Raw genomic sequence first — 17,979 nt, forward strand, 5'->3', positions numbered from 1 at the left:
TTCGCCCCTTTCCGCGGGCCTCGAGCGGCCGGATAAGCCCCCATGAAGCGCGTCCTGGCCACCCTCTATATCCTGGGCCTCACCATGGTGATGTTCGCCCTCACCATGCTGATTCCGCTGTTCATTGCGTATGTGGGGAGCGATGGGGCGCGGGATGCCTTCCGGGACGGCTTCCTGATCTCGGTGGGCATCGGCGGGGGCCTGGTCGCGCTGACCCGCCGCAACCGCAGCGAACTGCGGGCGCGGGACGGCTTCGTGCTGGTGTCGGCGGTATGGGCCGGTCTGCCGCTGCTGGCGGCCATTCCGCTGCTGCTCTACTTCCACGGCGCGGGGCTGCCGCTGTCGTTCACCGGCGCCTACTTCGAGGCCATGTCGGGGCTGACGACCACGGGCGCCACGGTGCTGACCAACCTGGACACCCTGCCGCCGTCGATCAACCTGTGGCGGGCGACGCTGATCTGGATCGGCGGCATGGGCATTCTGGTGCTGGCCGTGGCGATCCTCCCGCTGCTGGGCGTCGGCGGGCACCAGGTGGTGCGGGCCGAAACCCCCGGGCCGATGAAAGACGAACGGCTCACTCCCCGCATCGCCAGCACGGCCAAGGCCCTGTATGCGGTCTATTTCGTGTTCTCCATTCTCTGTTTCCTGGCCTACCGGCTTGCCGGACTGTCCTGGTTCGAAGCTTGGTGCCACATGGCCACCACCATGGGGCTGGGCGGTTTTTCCACCTGGGACGACGGCTTCGCGCATTTCGATTCGGTGGCGGTGGAAATGGTGGCCATGGTGTTCATGCTGATCGCCGGCATCAACTTCGCCACGCATTTCAACGCTTTCCGCCAGCGCAGTCCGCGCGCCTACCTGCGCTGCCCGGAGGCCATCCCCTATCTGGTCATCGTGCTGGGCGTCGGGCTGGTCATCTCGGCGTATCTGCTGGTCAAAGGCGTCTACAGCGAGCCGCTGGAGGCGTTGCGCTACGGCATGTTCAACACGATCTCCATGGCGACCACCACTGGCTATGCCAACACGGACTTTGCGCAGTGGCCCCTGTTTGCGCCGCTGACAATGCTGCTGCTGTCCGGGTTCGCGACGTCGGCCGGGTCGACGGGAGGCGGGATCAAGATGATCCGGGCGATCCTGCTGGTCAAGCAGGCCCGCAATGAGCTCGTGACAATGTTGCACCCGCATGCCGTCAGTCCGGTCCGCATCAACGGCCGGGCGGTCGAAACGCGGACGATGTCGTCAGTGCTGGCTTTCATGCTGTTCTATGGCCTGTCCATCGCGGTGTTCACCAGCCTGCTGCTGCTGTCCGGGCTGGACCCCATCACGGCGTTCTCGGCGGTGTTCGCCAGCGTCAACAACACCGGCCCGGGGCTGGGTCCGGTGGGGCCCATGGGCAGCTTCGCCGTGCTGTCCGACTTCCAGATCTGGGTCTGCACCTTCGCCATGCTCATCGGCCGCCTGGAACTGCTGACCGTGCTGGTGCTTTTCACGCCGATTTTCTGGCGCAAGTAAGGCCCGCCAGGGCTGAATTTTCTAAGGGATAACCCTGATTGGGGTTATCCCACCCCTTCCCAAAAGCCCCTTCAGTACTGGCTTCGCGCCGGTCTTCGGCCGGCAGGCCGCGCCATTCCTGCGTTGTAAGTGCTTGCTCGCTTTTCTTCAGAGGGCAAAACCGGATGCATCTCGATGTTGCACACAAATGTCACGATTTTCAATCGTATTGCCACAAACCTGCGGCTATCATGCGTTCACAAGCCGCCGTCTAGTGCCCCCCGGGAAGTTGCCGGGCTTCAAGGTCGAACGGCGCATACCTTCATCCAAACATTCAAAGGAGTCCGAGATGGAACAGATCCCGTTCATTTCGTCGGCCCCCAACACCCTGGGCATCGAACTCGAGCTGCAACTGATCGACCCCCGAAGTTTTGACCTGACGGCAGCCTCCGACGAACTGTTGGCCCAGATGGCCAACCACCCCATCGCCGACCGCGTTAAACCGGAAATCACGCGGTCCATGATTGAGCTGAATTCCTCGGTGCATGAGCACCCGATGGGCCTCCTGGCCGAAATGCGCGAAATGCGCGATGCGCTGGTCGAAGCGGCCGATGCGGTCGGCGTGTCGGTCGCCGGCGGCGGCGCTCACCCGTTCATGCGTTGGCAGGAACGGTCCATCTCCGACACCCCGCGCTTCCAGTACCTGGCCGAAATGTACGGTTACCTGGCGCGTCAATTTACGGTTTTCGGCCAGCACATCCATCTGGGGGTGAAGAGCGGCGACGACTCGATCCGGCTGCTGCGCCGCCTGTCGCCCTACGTGCCGCATTTCATCGCGCTCTCGGCCTCTTCGCCGTACTGCGAAGGGGTGGACACCCTGTTCTCGTGCTCGCGCCTGAATGCGGTCAACAGCTTCCCGCTGGCCGGCCACATGCCGCCGGAAGTGAAGGACTGGTACCAGTTCGAGGCGCATCTGTCCCAACTGCGGGCCTATGGCCTGGCCGAGAGCATCAAGGACCTGTACTGGGACATTCGTCCCAAGCCGGAATACGGCACCGTGGAGATCCGGGTTTGCGATACGCCCCTGACCGTGGAGCGCGCCTGCCAGATCGCCGCATTCGCCCAGGCGCTGGCCGTGCTGCTGATGCGCGAGGACGATCCCAGCGACAACGCCTGGCTGTCCTACCGCAGCAATCATTTCCAGGCCTGCCGCTTCGGCTTGCAGGGCAGCTACGTGACGCCGGACGGGCAGCGCCTGCGCCTGATCGACCATCTGCGCGCCTTGTTCCAGCGCCTGATGCCGGTGGCCGAAGAGCTGGGCACGGGCGACATGATCGCCGCCCTGCGCGACGAAGCCATGCGCAGCGGCAACGATGCCCGCTGGCTGCGCAGCCAGTATCACCGCCTGCGCGATCTGCCGCTGATGGTGGAGGCCATGTCGAATGCGTGGCGTGGCGAAGCGGCGCCTGCCGCGGCGCCGGCTGAACCCACGGCGGTGTTGCGCCGGCGGATCCGCGCGACGTCCGAGCCCATGCAGGGCCTGGCGGCCTCGGAGCCCGGCGTCACCGTGCCGGAGCGCCTGCACTAGGCAGGCGCGGCGCGGAACGCCCGTTCAGGGAGTTCCGCGGTGCCTGCCGCCGATCGCGCTGACGGACAGGCGGGTCTCTCCCGCCACCGTGCGGTGCGTAGCGGCGCGCCAGGCGTGGCCATAGGCCACTTCGATACTCAAGGCGATCAGGCCGTCCGCGTTGCGTTGCGCTTCCAGCGCGTCGCACAGGCGGGCGCGCCAGTCGCGGCCCACCAGTCCGCCGCGGCGGCCTTCGGCGGGATTGCCGCCGAGCGCGCGCACGTCCTGCAGCAGCTTTTCCGGGCTGCGGTAGGTCAGGGTCAGGATTTCCTGGTCCATGACCGGATCCGCGAAACCGTTTTCCACCAGCAGGTCGCCGAAGTCGTGCATGTCCACGAAGGACGGCGTGGCGGTGCGCAGGCCCGCGTCAGTCAGGGCCTGCCGCAGTTCGCGCAGCGTGGCGGGCCCCAGACAGGAGAACATCGCCAGTCCGCCGACCTTCAGGATGCGGCGCCATTCGGCCAGCACGGCGTGCGGTTCGCGGTGCCAGTGCATGGCCAGGTTCGACCAGACCAGTTCCAGCGATTCGGGGGCGAGACCCGTTTGCGCCAGATCCGCATTGACAAAGGCCGGGGCGGCCGGGCCGCGGCGCGCCAGCTTGCCGATCCAGGCCGACAGGCCGCCGGGCGCGTGGCGCTTGCGGGCTTGCTGCAGCAGCGGCTCGCAATTGTCCAGGCCGGTGTAGGCGGCCTCGGGATATCGCTCGCGCAGCAGCGGCAGGTTGTCGCCGGCGCCGCAACCCGCGTCCAGCATGGCTTGGGGCTGGGCCCGGATGTATTGCAGGCGCCCCAGCATGCGCCGCGCCACCTCGCCGTAGAGAAACTGAGCGTCGGACAGGTCGCCGCGGCGGGCGAACTGCCTGGGCACGTCGGCGCTGACGAGGGGCAGAGAGGGCAGGGTTGCGGATTCTGGCAGGGACATTTCGGTCGCGCCCAAGGGGTAGGCCCGGGGCGGAGCATGGTTTCATGAGGGATGGCACACATTATTGCCCATCCCGGCCGCAGGTTCCGATTGCCCCTACGGGACATGGGGCGACGCCTGCTGTCGCGGGTGGGTTGCGAATGCCCGCTGTGCGGTGCGCGGGTGGCGGGGGCTCGGCTTTGCGCGGGCTGCCAGGCCGACATCCTGGCCGCGCCGCCGGGCGCGGGTCCGCGCTGCCCGCGTTGCGCGCTGCGGCCGGCCGGCGCCGCGCTGCATTGCGCGGCGTGCATGGCGCAGTCGTGGGCGTTTTGCCGCAGCGTGGCGGCTTTCGACTACGTGCCGCCCGCTGATGCGCTGATCCTGATGCTCAAGACCCGGCTGCGGCTAAACACGGCGCCGGTGCTGGCGCGGCTGATGGCCCAGGCGCTGCGCGCTGGCGCTTCGTTGCCCTCCGATATCCTGCTGGTCCCCATTCCCGCCAGCCGCGCGTCCCTGCTGCAACGCGGCATGAACCCCGCGGCCGAGATCGCCCGCAGCCTGGCGGCGGAGCTGGGCGTGCCCGGGCCGCGGCACCTGCTGCGCCGGCGTCGCGAGTCTCCTCGCCAGGCCACCCTGGGCCGGCGCGCCCGGCAACGGGGCGCGGCGGGCCTGTTTCTTTGCGTGGAACCCCTTCATGGCCGCCACGTCGCGGTGGTGGATGACGTCATGACCACGGGCAGCACCGTCAATGCCGCGGCTGCCGCGCTGCTGGAGGCGGGCGCGGCCAGCGTGACAGCGCTGGTGGCGGCCCGCAGGCCGTGAGCCGCCTGCCGGTCGCTCCGCCCGCCGAGACGTGCCGGCAAATCGGCGACAATCCCGCATGCGCGGCCAGCCCTGGCCGCGGCCCTGTCCACCTTTACGTCCGCCATGTTCCACGTCATTCTCGTCTGCCCGGAGATCCCTCCCAATACCGGGAACGCCATCCGGCTATGCGCCAATACCGGCGCTCAACTGCATCTGGTGCGTCCCCTGGGGTTTGAACTGGATGACGCCCGCATGCGGCGGGCGGGGCTGGACTATCACGAGTGGCAGCCGGTGCGCGTGCATGACACGCTGCGGGAAGCCCTGGCCGATACCGGCGCGGCGTCCTCCAGCATCTACGCGCTGACCACGCATGCGCAGCGCAGCGTGGCCGACGTCGGCTTCAAGCCTGGCGACGTGTTCGTGTTCGGCCGCGAGTCGGCCGGCCTGTCGGACGAGCACCAGGCGATGTTCCCGCCCCAGCAACGGCTGCGGCTGCCGATGCGCGCCGGTCAGCGCAGCCTGAACCTGTCGAACGCCGTGGCGGTCACGGTGTTCGAGGCCTGGCGGCAGCAGGGCTACGAAGGGGGCGCGTAGGCGCCGCCCTCCGGTCGGCACATCAGTCCAGCGACAGCTTCAGCTTGCTGATCACCTGGTCCCAGCGCGCCTTTTCATTCTTGATGCGGGCGGTCAGGGCTTCCGGCGTGGAGGACGCGGGTGTGAAGTACTGCAGCGCCAATTGCTTGCGGACGGCTTCGCTGCCGATGATGCGGGCCAGCTCGCTGTTGAGCCGCTCGACGATGGGCGTAGGCGTACCGGCCGGGACCAGCACCGCATTCCAGGAAATGGCCTCGAAGTCGGGGTAGCCCTGGGAGGCCATGGTGGGGACGCCGGGCAGCGCATCGCTGGGCTGCAGGCTGGTGACGGCCAGCAGCTTCACCTTGCCGTCGCGGGCCTGGGGCGCGGCGATGGCGGGAACCATGAAGCCGGCCTGCACGTCGCCGCCGATGATCGCGGTGATGACCTGCGGGAACCCGGAATAGGGGATGTGCGCCAGGTCGACGCCGGCGCTTTCCTTGAACATCTCCATCGCCAGGTGGGCCGAGCTGCCGGGGCCAACCGAACCGTAGTTCAGCGAGTTTCCGCGGCTTTTGACCAGCTTGACGAAGTCCTGGACGTTGTCCACCTTGAGGCTGCCCGGCACCACCAGCACGTTGGGGCTGGTGCCCACCAGCGACACCGGATCCAGGTCGGTCAGCGGGTCGTAGCCCAGCGTCTTCTTATATAGCGTGGGGGCGGTGACCAGCGGGCCGTTGATCGTATAGAGCAGCGTGTAGCCGTCGGGCTTGGCCTGCGACACGATGCGCGTGCCGATGTTGCCGCCCGCGCCCGGCTTGTTGTCGATCACGATGGGCTGGCCCAGCGCCTGGGACAGCGGCTCCGAGATCGTGCGCGCGAGGATGTCGGGAGACGAGCCGGGCGGGAAGGGCACAACCATGTGGATCGGACGATCAGGCCAGTCCGCGTGGGCGGCAGCGGGCAGGATGGCGGCCAGGCTCAGGCACAGTCCGCGCAGCAGCGGGCCGACCCGGAACTTGCGGGTTTGCGTCATGAAGGATGTCTCCTCGGGGTAGGTGTCGTGTGTTGTTGTCGGTGGGGGATCGGGACGTTCCGCCTGGGCGCCACGCTTCAGGCGGGACCGGACGGGCCTTGCAAGGGATTGCCGGAATCGGCCCCTTCGTTGCGGGCGTCCCGCGCCAGCAGGGCGGAGACCGCCGTCATGGGGGCGACGCCGTCGAATAGCACCGCGCAGACGGCTTCGGTGATCGGCAGTTCGACATTGATGGCGCGCGCGCGCTCCAGCGCGGCGCGGGCGCAGCGCACGCCTTCGGCGGTGATGCCGCTGGCCAGGATGTCGGCCAGTTTGCGGCCGGCGCCGATTTCCAGGCCAACGCGGCGGTTGCGCGACAGTTCGCCGGTGGCGGTCAGCACCAGGTCGCCCAGGCCGGTCAGCCCGGCGAAGGTCTCGGCCTGCGCGCCCAGCGCCACGCCAAAGCGGGTCATCTCGGCCAGCCCGCGGGTGATCAGCGCCGCGCGGGCATTGGTGCCCAGCGCAAGGCCATCGCAGATGCCGCAGGCGACGGCGATCACGTTTTTCAGCGCGCCGCCGACCTCGACGCCGATCAGGTCGGTGCTGGCGTAGACGCGCAGCGCCGCGCCGTGGAACGCGGCAGTGGTGGCATCGCGCAAGGCGGGGCTGCTGCTGGCGACGGTCAGCGCCACAGGCAAGCCCTGGGCGACTTCGCGCGCGAACGACGGGCCGGACAGGGCGCCGCCGGTGGCGCCAGGCAGGGCCTCGCGCATGATTTCATGGGGCAGCCTGGCCGTGTCGGCTTCAAAGCCCTTGCACGTCCAGACGATGGGGGTGTCTTCCAGGCCCAGGGCCGGCAGCCGGCGCGACAGTTCGTCGCAAATGGCGGTCAGGCCGGCGACCGGCACGCCCAGCACGATCAGCCGGTGGCCGCCGTCATCCTGCAGGCAGCGCAGGGTGGCGTCCAGGTCGGAGGAAAACTGCAGATTCTTGGGCAGGGAAACGCCCGGCAGATAGCGGGCGTTTTCGTGCGTGGCGGCCATGGAGGCCGCCTGGGCGGCGTCGCGCGCCCAGAGTTGGGTGGGGTGGCGGCGGCTGGCGGCCGCCGCCAGGGCGGTGCCCCAACTGCCAGCACCCAGGACGGCGACGCGCAGGCGCGGCGGAGCGGGCGGGTTCATGGGGCGCCGCGGGTGCTTACTGGCGGGTGGCGCCGGGCGGCAGGATGATGCCCGAGTCGCTGCCGTTGCCATTGGCGGCGGCTTGCTGCTGTTGCAGTTCGGCGATGCGCTGTTCGTACAGGGCCTGGAAGTTCACTTCCGTCAGGTGCAGCGGGGGCATCGAGGTGCGGGTGATCGCGTCGGCGATGTTGGCGCGCAGGTAGGGGTACAGCATCGTCGGGCAGACAATGCCCAGCAGCGGATCGAGCTGCTCTTCCGGGATGTTGGCGGCTTCGAAGATGCCGGCTTGCGTGCCTTCGACCAGGTACACGACCTTGTCGTTGATGCGCGTGGTGACGGTGACCGTGACGGTGGTTTCGAACACGGTTTCAGCCAGGCGTTGGCCGCCCACGGTGATGCTCACTTCCACCTGGGGCGCTTCCTGTTCCAGGAAGACGTGCGGCGCGTTCGGCATTTCCAGCGAAAGGTCTTTCAGGTAGACGCGCTGCAGGTTGAACGAGGGCGCGTCGTTGCCGCCTTCTTGCTGGGTGTTTTGGTCTTGATCAGCCATGAGTGTTTCCGTTGGAGGGAGAGGCAAAAAGGGGGCGATTAGCCGTTCAGCAGGGGGGTGAGGCCACCCGAGCGGTCCAGGGCCATCAGGTCGTCGCAACCGCCGACATGGGTATCGCCGATGAAGATCTGGGGGACGGTGCGCCGGCCGGTGCGTTCGATCATGACATCGCGCTGGGACGGTTCCCGGTCGATCTGGATGATTTCCAGGTCGGCGACGCCGCGCTGCTCAAGCAGCGACTTGGCGCGCGCGCAGTAGGGACAATAGTCCTTGCTGTACATGACAACTTTGTTCATAGGGGCGCTCCGGTGTGTACAAGAGTGGGTAGATGGGGGCAATGCCCCCGAAATTCAACCCTTCTGGGTGACCGGCAGGCTGGCGGCCGACCAGGCGCGCATGCCGCCTTCGAGCGGCACGACGTCGGCAAAGCCCTGGGCGCGCAGCTTGGCGGCGGCGCGGGCCGAGTCGCGGCCGGAGTCGCACACCACCACCAGCGGCTTGTTCTTGGGCAGCGAGGCGGCCTTCTGTTCGATGTCGGCGGCCGGCACGTTACGGGCCTGGGCAATGTGGCCGGCCTGGAATTGCTCGGCCGGACGCACGTCGACCCAGACGGCGTTGCGCTGGTTGACCATCTGGATGGCTTCGGTCGTGCTGACGGCGGACCCTGTCCGGCCCTTGCGCAGCGCGGGGATGATCAGCATCACGCCGGACACCACTGCAACGGCGACAATGAAAATGTTGTTTTTATCGAGCAAGAATTGCAAAAGGTCCACGGGGCTTCCTGTAGTACGTCGGCAGGGCGTTGGCCTGGGGCCGGCCTGCCTGGTAGGGGCGAACCCTGATGCGCCGCGTCCAGGAAATGGACGCGGTGCGCCGGGGCAAAATCACGGGCAAAATCACTCAATTATAAAATGAGCGCATTCCTTAACCATCCTCTAACTTTAACCCGCGCCGCGCGCGACCCGAACCATGCATAAACTCGTACTGATGCGTCACGGCGAAAGCCAGTGGAACCTGGAAAACCGTTTCACCGGCTGGACCGACGTCGACCTTACCGATACCGGCCGCGAGCAGGCCCGCAAGGCGGGCGAACTGCTCAAGAAAGAGGGCTATACCTTCGATCTGGCCTATTCCTCGGTGCTCAAGCGCGCCATCCGCACCCTGTGGATCGCGCTGGACGCCATGGACGCCATGTACACCCCGGTCGGCGTGAACTGGCGCCTGAACGAGCGCCACTACGGCGCCCTGCAGGGCCTGAACAAGGCTGAAACCGCCGCCAAGTACGGCGACGAGCAGGTGCTGGTGTGGCGCCGCGCGTACGCCATCGCGCCGGAGCCGCTGTCGCTCGACGACGAGCGCCACCCGCGCTTCGACAGCCGCTACGCCAAGATTCCGGCCGACCAGCTGCCCGCCACCGAGTGCCTGAAGGACACCGTGGCCCGCGTGCTGCCTTTCTGGAACGAATCCATCGCTCCGGCCATCCGCTCGGGCCGCAAGGTGCTGATCGCCGCCCACGGCAACAGCCTGCGCGCCCTGATCAAGCACCTGGACAACGTGTCGGACGACGACATCGTCAACCTGAACATTCCCACCGGCCAGCCGCTGGTCTATGAATTGGATGATGACCTGCGTCCCATCCGCCACTATTATCTTGGCGATGCCGCCGAGATCGAGGCGGCGATGGCTGCCGTGGCAGCCCAGGGCAAGGCCAAGAAGGACTGATATCTCTATGCGTCGCGCGGCAGGGTTGTTGTTGGCGGTCATATTGGCAGGTGGGGCGGTGTCCGCCCGCGCCGCGCCCAGCGACCTCGCCGGACGCCAGTCCGACGCCGAAAAGCAACAGGCCGCGTTGCGCGACCGCATCGAGAGCCTGCAGAAGGACATCGACGGCCGGGAGGCCGCCCGCAAGGAAGCGGCCGACGCCCTCAAGCAGTCGGAATCGGCCATTTCCCGGATCAACCTGCGCCTGAAGGAACTGGCCGAGGCCAACCGCCAGGCGCAGGCTGACCTGACCTCGCTGGAAAAGCAGATCGTCGCGCAAGAGGCCGTGCTGGCCAAGCGTCGCGTCGAACTCGCCGACCAGCTGCGCACCCAATACACCAGCGGCCTATCGCCCTGGACTGCGCTGCTCTCCGGGGACGATCCCCAAGTGCTGGGCCGCAACCTGGGCTACCTGGACTACGTGTCGCAAGCCCGGGCCGACGCCGTGAAGGCGCTGCGGGCCGACATCGACCGCCTGGCGGCGCTGCAGACCCGCGCGGACGACCGCCGCGCCGAAATCGAGAAAGTCGTCGCCGAAACGTCCGAGCAGAAGACGGCGCTAGTCGCCCAGCAGAAAGAGCGCGCCACCCTGCTTGCCCAACTTGAGGGACAGATCGCCGCCCAGCGCGCCGAAGCCAACAAGCTGGGGCGCGACGACCAGCGCCTGTCGCGGCTGATCACCGATCTGGATGCGGCCATCGCCAAGCAGATCGAAGAGGCCCGCAAGGCGGAAGAGGCCCGCAAGAAGGCCGAGGAGGCCCGCCGGATCGAAGAAGCGCGCCGCGCCGCCGAAGAAGCCAGGAAGCGTGCCGAGGCCGAACGCCGGGCCCAGGAGGCCCGCAAGAAGGCCGACGCCGACCGTAAGCTTGCCGAAGACAGCGCCCGTCGCGACCGCGATGCCCGGGAAGCCGCCCAGGCGCGCGAACAGGTCGAAGCGGCGGCCCGCCAGCAACGCGGCCCCGTCGCCGTGGCCGACCCGGACGCCGCCGGCCTGCGTGCGGCCGACCAGCGGCAAACCCGCATCGCTACCCCGGACGAGCCGCCTCAGGCAAAACCCGCGGATCCCCCCAAAAAGGCGGAACCTGTCGAGGAGTCCTCCACTCAAACGCGTAATGCGCCGCCCCAGCAGGCCGCTCGCGCGGCGCCGCCGGTCGGCGGCGGCAACGGGCTGCGCCACGGACTGACCATGCCGGTGCGCGGTCAGGTGCAGGGCAGGTTCGGGGTCGACCGCCCGGATGGCGGCGTATGGCGCGGCGTGGTGCTGCGCGCGCCCGAGGGCACGCCCGTCAAAGTGGTGGCCCCGGGCACTGTGGTCTACGCCGATTGGCTGCGTGGCTTTGGCAACCTCATCATTGTGGATCATGGGCAGCAGTATCTGACCGTCTATGCTTACAACCAAAGCCTGCTCAAACGGGTAGGAGATTCGGTGACAGGTGGGGACACGATTGCTACCGTGGGCGCAACCGGCGGGCAAGTGGAATCCGGCCTATACTTTGAAATTCGCCATCGTGGCGCTCCTGTGGACCCGGCCCAGTGGCTGGCGCAGTAGATTGGTGTAGTTGGCGTATACGCTGTTGACAAATACATGTCGTTGGTAAAACCGTTGGTAATTACCAAACCCATCGGCGAAAACACAATTCGGGAAGTGTGCATGGGCACTCGTAAGTTTCGCGGTTTCGGTCTGATTGCCATCGGTGCGGTGGCTGGTGTGTTGCTTAGCGTGGGTGTGACCGCGGTCGCCCAGCGCGGCAGTCCCCTGCCTCTGGACGAACTCAGGCAACTGAGCAATGTGTTTGCCGCCATCAAGAACAACTACGTCGAGGCCGTCGACGACAAGACCCTGATCGACAACGCCATCTCCGGCATGGTGTCGAACCTGGATCCCCACTCCGCCTACCTGGATGCCGACGCGTTCCGCGAAATGCAGACGGCGACGCAAGGCGAATTCGGCGGCCTGGGCATCGAGGTCGGCGCGGAAGACGGCTTCGTGAAGGTGATTTCGCCCATCGAGGACACGCCCGCCGCGCGCGCAGGCGTGATGGCCGGCGACCTCATCATCAAGATCGACGACACGCCCACCAAGGGCATGACCCTGAACGAAGCGGTCAAGCTCATGCGCGGCGCGCCCAAGTCGCCCATCACCCTGACCATCATGCGCGCCGACCGTCCGCAGCCCATCGTGCTGAAGATCGTCCGCGACATCATCAAGGTGCGCAGCGTGCGCAGCAAGATGCTGGACAACGGCATCGGCTACGTGCGCGTCGCCCAGTTCCAGGAAAAGACCGGCGCCGACCTGGCCAAGCAACTGAAGGACCTGGGCGCCAAGGAAGCGCCCAAGGGCCTGGTGCTGGACCTGCGCAACGACCCGGGCGGCCTGCTGACCAGCGCCATCGGCGTGTCCGGCGCGTTCCTGCCGCCTGACACCCTGGTGGTGTCCACCGACGGCCGCACGCCGGACGCCCGCCACAAGTACATGGCCACGCCGTCCGAGTACGCCCGCGGCGAAAGCAACTACCTGTCCGGTCTGCCGGCCTGGACCAAGACCGTGCCGATGGTCGTGCTGGTCAACGTCGGTTCGGCCTCGGCGTCCGAAATCGTGGCCGGCGCGCTGCAGGACCACAAGCGCGCCAAGGTGCTGGGCAACCGCACGTTCGGCAAGGGCTCGGTGCAGGTCATCCTGCCGCTGTCGGAAACCACCGCGGTCAAGCTCACCACGTCGCGCTACTTCACGCCCAGCGGCCGTTCCATCCAGGCAACCGGCATCGAACCCGACTACGTCGTGGCCGATACCGCCGAAGGCGACCTGTTCCGCCTGCCGCGCGAAGCCGACCTCCAGCGCCACCTGTCCAACCAGCAGACCGCCAACGAAGTGAAGTCCAGCGCCGACCAGGACAACACTGAACTGCCGGCCAAGGTGTTCGAATTCGGCGGCAAGGACGACTTCCAGCTGCAGCAGGCGCTGAACCTGCTCGCCGGCAAGCCGGTGCAGAAGGGTTCCGCCCGCGCCCAGGCCAAGGCTGACGCCAAGGCCGGCGGCGGCACGCCCCAGCGCATGAAGATCACGCCGTCCGGAGTCGAGCCCAGCAAGGACAAATGAACGACGAGCAACTGCTGCGCTACGCCCGCCACATCCTGCTGGATGAACTCGGGATCGAGGGGCAGGAAAAACTGCTGGCGGCGCGTGTGCTCATCGTGGGGGCGGGTGGACTGGGTTCGCCCGCCGCGCTTTACCTGGCGACCGCCGGCGTGGGCGACATCACGCTGGCCGACGACGACGTCGTCGAACTGAGCAACCTGCAGCGCCAGATCCTGCACACCACCGCAAGCGTCGGCCGGCCCAAGGCCGAATCCGGGCGAGACATGCTGGCCGCGTTCAACCCGCAGGCCAGGGTCCATGCGCGCGTCGAACGCCTGAAGGATCAGGCCCTGTCCGACGCCGTTGCCCAGGCCGATCTGGTGCTGGACTGCACCGACAATTTCACGACCCGGCACGCCATCAACCGCGCTTGTGTTCAGCATCGCAAGCCGCTGGTCTCGGGCGCCGCCATCCGCTTTGACGGCCAGGTCAGCGTGTACGACCTGCGCGACGACAACGCGCCCTGTTACCACTGCCTGTTCCCCGAGGCCGACGACATCGAGGAAGCCAATTGCGCCACCATGGGCGTCTTTGCGCCGGTCGTCGGCATCATCGGCAGCATGCAGGCCGCCGAAGCGCTCAAGCTGCTGTCCGGCGTGGGCGAAAGCCTGTCCGGCCGCCTGCTGTGGCTGGACGTCCGCACCATGCAATGGCGCAGCGTAAACGTGCAGCGCGACCTCGAATGCGCGGTCTGCGGACACCGCGCCCGGACCTGAAATTGGCCCCTATTGCACTTGGGAACAATACTAAAGCTTTGAAATACCTGCTATAACGCCAGGCAGCCTACTGAAATCGGGTAGATGGCTATGGAAGTGACGGCGTGGATACAGGACTGAAGTTCAGCTTGCCCAAATGGCGGCTGACGCGTTGGCTGACGCATTCGGGGCAGGATACGCCCGCGGATATCCGCGCGGCGCTCATCGCCAGTCTGTTCGGCACGCTGCCCATTTTTGCCGGCGGGGTCATCAACACGCTCATGATCTCCGGCGTGGTCACCTGGCGCCGCCCCGAACCCCTGTATGTGTCGTGGCTGATCCTGGAGGTCGTCCTGGCCCTGGTCCGCGTCACCATCCTCAGGATGGCCCTGCGCGCCGCGCCCAAGGGGGGCAACACCCACACCGACCTCTACATCCTGCTGGCGCTATTGTGGGCGTTCAGCGTGGGCTACGGCGTCTTCATCACATTCATCAACGGCGACTGGCTCGCCGCGACGCTGGCCGGCGTGTCCTGCGGCGCCATGGCGGGGGGCATCTGCTTCCGCAACTACGGCGCGCCCAGGCTGGTTGGGGCCATGATCTTCCTGAGCCTGGGGCCCATGTGCCTGGGCGCGCTTTTCACAGGCGAATGGGTGACGGCGATTGTCTTTATCCAGATTCCCTTCTATCTGATCAGCATGAGCGTCGCCTCCCACAGGCTCAACCGCATCCTGGTGTCCACCATGCTGGCCGAACGGGACAGCGACCGCCGCGCCAGCGAGGACGCGCTGACGGGGCTGGCCAACCGCGCCGGCCTGCAGGCGGCGCTGGAGCGGGTGTGCTCCAGCGCGCGTGGGCACGATAGCGCCGCTGCGCTCCTGTACATGGACATGGACGATTTCAAGCGCATCAACGACACCCACGGCCACGCGGGCGGGGATCAGGTGCTCAAGACCATCGCGGACCGCATGCGCGCCATGTTGCGCGTGGACGACGTGGCGGCCCGCATCGGAGGCGACGAGTTCATCGTGCTGGTGACGGGCATCGACGCCACCGCCGCCCTGCGGCTGGGCGAGCATCTGCTGCGCGATGTTTCGCAGCCCATTACCCTGGCGGACGGCTCGCGCGTCAGCGTAGGCCTGTCTATCGGCATTTCGATCCTGTCGAACGCCAATCGGACCCCCCAGGCCGCCCTGGACTCCGCGGACGCCGCCCTGTACCGGGCCAAGGCGCAAGGCGGCCGCCGCTGCGTCGTCGACGCGATCGACCCCTGCGCCGAGAGCGAAGACCTGCCCGGCGCCTCCCTCGCGGCCTGAGACAACCGCCGGCCGTCGGGTCGGCCCTGTTCGGAAGGGCGCACATCAAAAGTTATCAGATAACCTGAGAAATCTGTCTATAATCCCGGCATGTTGACCAAGAACCTCACCCTCACGGAGCAGGTCGCCCGCCAGCTCGCCAGCGAAATCGCCGACGGCGTCCATCCCGTCGGCGCCAAGCTGCCGGCCGGCCGCGTCCTGGCTGAGCAATATGGCGTCAGCGCCGCCGTGATCCGCGAGGCCACGGAGCGCCTGCGCGCCCAAGGCCTGATCCAGAGCCGCCAGGGCTCCGGCAGCACCGTCGTGTCGCGCACCGGCGCGCAGGGCTTCCAGGTGTCCTCCGGCATCGCCGTGAGCCGCGAGAAGCTGGCCAATGTCTACGAACTGCGCATGGAACTGGAAGGCGGCGCCGCCGCGCTGGCCGCCGTCCGCCACGACGCCGCCGACCTGGCCGCCATGGAACAGGCGCTGGCCTGCCTGGAATCGCATCTGGACCATCCGGAGCAGGGCGTGGAACACGATATCTCCTTCCACGTCGCCATCGCGGCCGCCACCCACAACAGCTACTACCAGGATCTGCTGCAGTACCTGAACTTGCAACTGCGCCTGGCCGTCAGCACCGCGCGGTCCAACAGCCGGCTGCAAGAAGGTCTGACAGCCGCCGTCCACCAGGAACACGTCGCCGTGTTCGAGGCGATCCGCGCGCGCGACCCTGACCGCGCCCGGCACGCCGCCATCCGCCACCTGCAGCAGGCAGCAAGCCGGCTGCAACTCGATCTACCCTTTCCCGCCGCCAGGCAGACATCATGAGCGCTACCGATTTTTCTCAACGGCTGGTCCAAGCCCTGGGCCCCGACACCGTCTTCACCGACCCGGCGGATATCGCCCCTTGGCTGTCCGACTGGCGCGGCCTGTACAACGGGCAGGCTCAGGCGGTGGTCCGCCCTAGAACCACCGCCGAAGTCGCCGCCTGCCTGGCGCTGTGCCAGGAGGCCGGCGTTCCGGTCGTCCCCCGCGGCGGCAACACCGGCCTGTGCGGCGGCGCGACGCCTGATGGCGGCGCCCGCAACGTGGTGCTCAGCCTGGACCGCATGAACGCGGTGCGCTCCATCGACACCGTCGCCAACACCATGGTCGCGGAAGCCGGCGCCATCCTCGGCAACCTGCGCCGCGCGGCGCAGGACGCCGGGCGCCTGCTGCCGCTCAGCCTGGCCGCGGAAGACTCCAGCCAGATCGGCGGCAACGTCGCCACCAACGCCGGCGGCGTGAACGTGGTGCGCTACGGCATGGCGCGCGAGCTGGTGCTGGGCCTGGAAGCCGTGCTGCCCACCGGAGAAATCTTCCATGGTTTGCGCACCCTGCGCAAAGACAACACCGGCTACGACCTCAAGCAATTGCTCATCGGCTCGGAAGGCACGCTGGGCGTGATCACCGCAGTGGCGCTGCGCCTCTTTCCGCGCACCGACGTGCGCTCGGTCGTGCTGGCGGCGGTCGAATCTCCCGCTCAGGCCTTGCAGCTGTTCGAGATCCTGTTCGAGCAGTGCGGCGCGCGCCTGCAGGCGTTCGAGTATTTCTCGGGCGACTGCCTGGACCTGGTGCTGACGCATGCCGAGGGCGTTCAGGAACCTTTCGACCAGCGCTATCCGGCCTATGTGCTGGTGGAGCTGGCGGACACGGCGGACGAAGCCGGCCTGAACACGCTGCTGGAAACGGTGATCGGCACGGCGCTGGAACGCGGTCTGTGCCTGGACGCCGCCGTGTCGGCGTCGCTGGCGCAATTGCAGACCCTGTGGAAATTGCGCGAAGAAATCTCCGAGGCGCAGCGCGCCGATGGCCCGCACCTGAAGCACGACGTGTCGCTGCCGATCGAGCGCATCCCCGACTTCATGGAGTCGGCCGAGGCCCGCGTGCGCGCGCTATACCCAGACATCCGCCCCTTCATCTTCGGCCACTTCGGCGACGGCAACCTGCACTACAACCTGTCGCGCCCGGCCGGCGCCGACCGCAACTGGGTCGCCGAGCATGGCGCGGCGATCACGGACGCGGTGCTGGACGAGGTAAATCGCTACGGCGGGAGCATTTCGGCGGAACACGGGATCGGGCAGCTGAAGCGCGATCATTTCTTGCATAGCAAGGACCCGGTTGAGCTGCGATTGATGCGAGAGATCAAGAAGGTGATGGATCCTGCGGGGATCATGAATCCTGGGAAGCTGCTTTGAGGGATTCTTGAGGCGTCGGGCTTGTGCCTGATCAGAGCTTCGTAGGTTCTGCTTGTGTTGTGCATGGGTTCTAGTTCTTCGTAGGTCGCCCGTCGCCGCGGTCGCCGTGTCCGCGAGCGCCCACGATTGCGGTCCGGAGCGTTCGCTCCGGACTGCCCCGTCGTCATCGTCGTTGTCGCCTCCGGCGACTGCCTTCCGATTCCCTCGGGCGCATCGAGGTTGCTCGCAGCCACGGCGCCCGCGACGCCGAGCTACGTCGATCTTGAGGTGATGCGCTACAAGACCTGTGGTCAGCGCAGGGAATCTGCAGGGTCGCCGATTGCAGCCGCGCGGGCGGCAGCAATCGGCATATGGGTGTTTGCTCGTCCTGCGGTGTTCGCTCGCGCGCATGCGGCGGGTGGTTTGCTGATGGCGCCTCGCCGTTGGGTAGGGAACGGTGATGGGCGGCGCGCAGGGTCTCATGCGAAGGGTGTCTTACACCCCCCGAGATGCCGCTGCAAGTTGAATTCCGTCTCACTTGGGTGTTAGACACCGGCGGAGCGTAGCGTCGTCGCGGAGCAAAATTTCTCCATGGACCCAGCTACTCGGCAAGAACCAAAAATAGAGAGCCGCCACACGCGTAGCGTCATCCCCCCGACGCAAGACAACGCGTAAGCCCCCCAAGGCCGCCCGCGCGGCCGGCCGGGGGCGGGCCCCGCAAGCTATTTCTCTATT

The 17,979-nt window shown here is 67.2% G+C and carries 17 protein-coding genes; 11 read left to right on the forward strand and 6 right to left on the reverse strand.

Features of this window, described 5'->3' with window-relative positions; genetic code table 11:
* The first annotated feature begins 42 nt into the window (after positions 1–42).
* Complete coding sequence (locus KYC_RS22890) at positions 43–1,512, forward strand: TrkH family potassium uptake protein (RefSeq protein WP_008166927.1); 1,470 nt, start codon at positions 43–45, stop codon at positions 1,510–1,512.
* 328 nt (positions 1,513–1,840) lie between these two features.
* On the forward strand, positions 1,841–3,079 hold the full coding sequence (locus KYC_RS22895; protein WP_008166929.1) for a YbdK family carboxylate-amine ligase: 1,239 nt from the start codon (positions 1,841–1,843) through the stop codon (positions 3,077–3,079).
* Positions 3,080–3,103: 24 nt separating this feature from the next.
* Here the strand turns inward: KYC_RS22895 and KYC_RS22900 are convergent, their stop codons facing one another.
* Positions 3,104–4,039 carry a methyltransferase domain-containing protein gene (locus tag KYC_RS22900; RefSeq protein ID WP_043519127.1) on the reverse strand — a complete coding sequence of 312 codons (936 nt, stop codon included), beginning with the start codon at positions 4,037–4,039 and terminating at the stop codon, positions 3,104–3,106.
* A 90-nt stretch (positions 4,040–4,129) separates the two neighbouring features.
* Here KYC_RS22900 and KYC_RS22905 point away from each other — a divergent pair, with 90 nt between their 5' ends.
* Complete coding sequence (locus KYC_RS22905) at positions 4,130–4,840, forward strand: ComF family protein (protein WP_420796126.1); 711 nt, start codon at positions 4,130–4,132, stop codon at positions 4,838–4,840.
* Between the two features lie 105 nt (positions 4,841–4,945).
* Positions 4,946–5,416 carry a tRNA (cytidine(34)-2'-O)-methyltransferase gene (locus KYC_RS22910; protein WP_008166933.1) on the forward strand — a complete coding sequence of 157 codons (471 nt, stop codon included), beginning with the start codon at positions 4,946–4,948 and terminating at the stop codon, positions 5,414–5,416.
* Between the two features lie 22 nt (positions 5,417–5,438).
* On the opposite strand, the gene KYC_RS22915 is transcribed toward KYC_RS22910, so the two are convergent.
* The 5 genes from KYC_RS22915 to KYC_RS22935 all read right to left on the reverse strand — a co-directional run bounded on the left by KYC_RS22915 (position 5,439) and on the right by KYC_RS22935 (position 8,911).
* Entirely contained in the window at positions 5,439–6,431 is a 993-nt protein-coding gene (locus tag KYC_RS22915) for a Bug family tripartite tricarboxylate transporter substrate binding protein (protein ID WP_008166934.1), read from the reverse strand.
* A gap of 77 nt (positions 6,432–6,508) precedes the next feature.
* Positions 6,509–7,588, reverse strand: a complete 1,080-nt coding sequence (locus tag KYC_RS22920) for an NAD(P)H-dependent glycerol-3-phosphate dehydrogenase (protein ID WP_008166935.1) — start codon at positions 7,586–7,588, stop codon at positions 6,509–6,511.
* 16 nt (positions 7,589–7,604) lie between these two features.
* Complete coding sequence (gene secB / locus KYC_RS22925; protein WP_008166936.1) at positions 7,605–8,138, reverse strand: protein-export chaperone SecB; 534 nt, start codon at positions 8,136–8,138, stop codon at positions 7,605–7,607.
* Positions 8,139–8,176: 38 nt separating this feature from the next.
* Complete coding sequence (gene grxC, locus KYC_RS22930; RefSeq protein ID WP_008166937.1) at positions 8,177–8,434, reverse strand: glutaredoxin 3; 258 nt, start codon at positions 8,432–8,434, stop codon at positions 8,177–8,179.
* 54 nt (positions 8,435–8,488) lie between these two features.
* A complete protein-coding gene (locus KYC_RS22935; protein WP_008166938.1) occupies positions 8,489–8,911 on the reverse strand; it encodes a rhodanese-like domain-containing protein in 423 nt (140 codons plus the stop codon).
* Between the two features lie 196 nt (positions 8,912–9,107).
* Between KYC_RS22935 and gpmA the strand changes: the two genes are divergently transcribed.
* The 7 genes from gpmA to KYC_RS22970 all read left to right on the forward strand — a co-directional run bounded on the left by gpmA (position 9,108) and on the right by KYC_RS22970 (position 17,265).
* A complete protein-coding gene (gpmA, locus tag KYC_RS22940) occupies positions 9,108–9,860 on the forward strand; it encodes a 2,3-diphosphoglycerate-dependent phosphoglycerate mutase (RefSeq protein ID WP_043519108.1) in 753 nt (250 codons plus the stop codon).
* 7 nt (positions 9,861–9,867) lie between these two features.
* The gene (locus KYC_RS22945; RefSeq protein WP_043519109.1) at positions 9,868–11,448 is read left to right on the forward strand and encodes a murein hydrolase activator EnvC family protein; all 1,581 of its coding nucleotides are present in this window, start codon (positions 9,868–9,870) and stop codon (positions 11,446–11,448) included.
* Between the two features lie 102 nt (positions 11,449–11,550).
* Positions 11,551–12,996: a S41 family peptidase gene (locus tag KYC_RS22950; RefSeq protein WP_043519110.1), complete on the forward strand. Its 1,446-nt coding sequence runs from the start codon at positions 11,551–11,553 to the stop codon at positions 12,994–12,996.
* The gene (locus KYC_RS22955; protein WP_008166946.1) at positions 12,993–13,751 is read left to right on the forward strand and encodes a HesA/MoeB/ThiF family protein; all 759 of its coding nucleotides are present in this window, start codon (positions 12,993–12,995) and stop codon (positions 13,749–13,751) included. The genes KYC_RS22950 and KYC_RS22955 overlap by 4 nt, the downstream gene beginning before the upstream one ends.
* 104 nt (positions 13,752–13,855) lie before the next feature.
* A complete protein-coding gene (locus tag KYC_RS22960) occupies positions 13,856–15,046 on the forward strand; it encodes a GGDEF domain-containing protein (RefSeq protein ID WP_008166949.1) in 1,191 nt (396 codons plus the stop codon).
* A gap of 90 nt (positions 15,047–15,136) precedes the next feature.
* On the forward strand, positions 15,137–15,856 hold the full coding sequence (locus tag KYC_RS22965) for a FadR/GntR family transcriptional regulator (RefSeq protein ID WP_008166951.1): 720 nt from the start codon (positions 15,137–15,139) through the stop codon (positions 15,854–15,856).
* The gene (locus tag KYC_RS22970) at positions 15,853–17,265 is read left to right on the forward strand and encodes an FAD-binding oxidoreductase (RefSeq protein ID WP_008166953.1); all 1,413 of its coding nucleotides are present in this window, start codon (positions 15,853–15,855) and stop codon (positions 17,263–17,265) included. The genes KYC_RS22965 and KYC_RS22970 overlap by 4 nt, the downstream gene beginning before the upstream one ends.
* Positions 17,266–17,979 lie beyond the last annotated feature (714 nt).

Origin of the sequence: Achromobacter arsenitoxydans SY8 (assembly GCF_000236785.1) — a bacterium.
GTDB lineage: Bacteria > Pseudomonadota > Gammaproteobacteria > Burkholderiales > Burkholderiaceae_B > Achromobacter > Achromobacter arsenitoxydans.

What these genes read in the sequence shown, in the direction of transcription:
- KYC_RS22890 (WP_008166927.1), top strand. Translation starts at nt 43, where the DNA reads ATGAAGCGCGTCCTGGCCACCCTCTATATCCTGGGCCTCACCATGGTG.
- KYC_RS22900 (WP_043519127.1), bottom strand. Translation starts at nt 4,039, where the DNA reads ATGTCCCTGCCAGAATCCGCAACCCTGCCCTCTCTGCCCCTCGTCAGC.
- KYC_RS22945 (WP_043519109.1), top strand. Translation starts at nt 9,868, where the DNA reads ATGCGTCGCGCGGCAGGGTTGTTGTTGGCGGTCATATTGGCAGGTGGG.
- KYC_RS22955 (WP_008166946.1), top strand. Translation starts at nt 12,993, where the DNA reads ATGAACGACGAGCAACTGCTGCGCTACGCCCGCCACATCCTGCTGGAT.
- secB (WP_008166936.1), bottom strand. Translation starts at nt 8,138, where the DNA reads ATGGCTGATCAAGACCAAAACACCCAGCAAGAAGGCGGCAACGACGCG.
- KYC_RS22920 (WP_008166935.1), bottom strand. Translation starts at nt 7,588, where the DNA reads ATGAACCCGCCCGCTCCGCCGCGCCTGCGCGTCGCCGTCCTGGGTGCT.
- KYC_RS22965 (WP_008166951.1), top strand. Translation starts at nt 15,137, where the DNA reads ATGTTGACCAAGAACCTCACCCTCACGGAGCAGGTCGCCCGCCAGCTC.
- grxC (WP_008166937.1), bottom strand. Translation starts at nt 8,434, where the DNA reads ATGAACAAAGTTGTCATGTACAGCAAGGACTATTGTCCCTACTGCGCG.
- KYC_RS22910 (WP_008166933.1), top strand. Translation starts at nt 4,946, where the DNA reads ATGTTCCACGTCATTCTCGTCTGCCCGGAGATCCCTCCCAATACCGGG.
- KYC_RS22950 (WP_043519110.1), top strand. Translation starts at nt 11,551, where the DNA reads ATGGGCACTCGTAAGTTTCGCGGTTTCGGTCTGATTGCCATCGGTGCG.
- gpmA (WP_043519108.1), top strand. Translation starts at nt 9,108, where the DNA reads ATGCATAAACTCGTACTGATGCGTCACGGCGAAAGCCAGTGGAACCTG.
- KYC_RS22970 (WP_008166953.1), top strand. Translation starts at nt 15,853, where the DNA reads ATGAGCGCTACCGATTTTTCTCAACGGCTGGTCCAAGCCCTGGGCCCC.
- KYC_RS22915 (WP_008166934.1), bottom strand. Translation starts at nt 6,431, where the DNA reads ATGACGCAAACCCGCAAGTTCCGGGTCGGCCCGCTGCTGCGCGGACTG.
- KYC_RS22895 (WP_008166929.1), top strand. Translation starts at nt 1,841, where the DNA reads ATGGAACAGATCCCGTTCATTTCGTCGGCCCCCAACACCCTGGGCATC.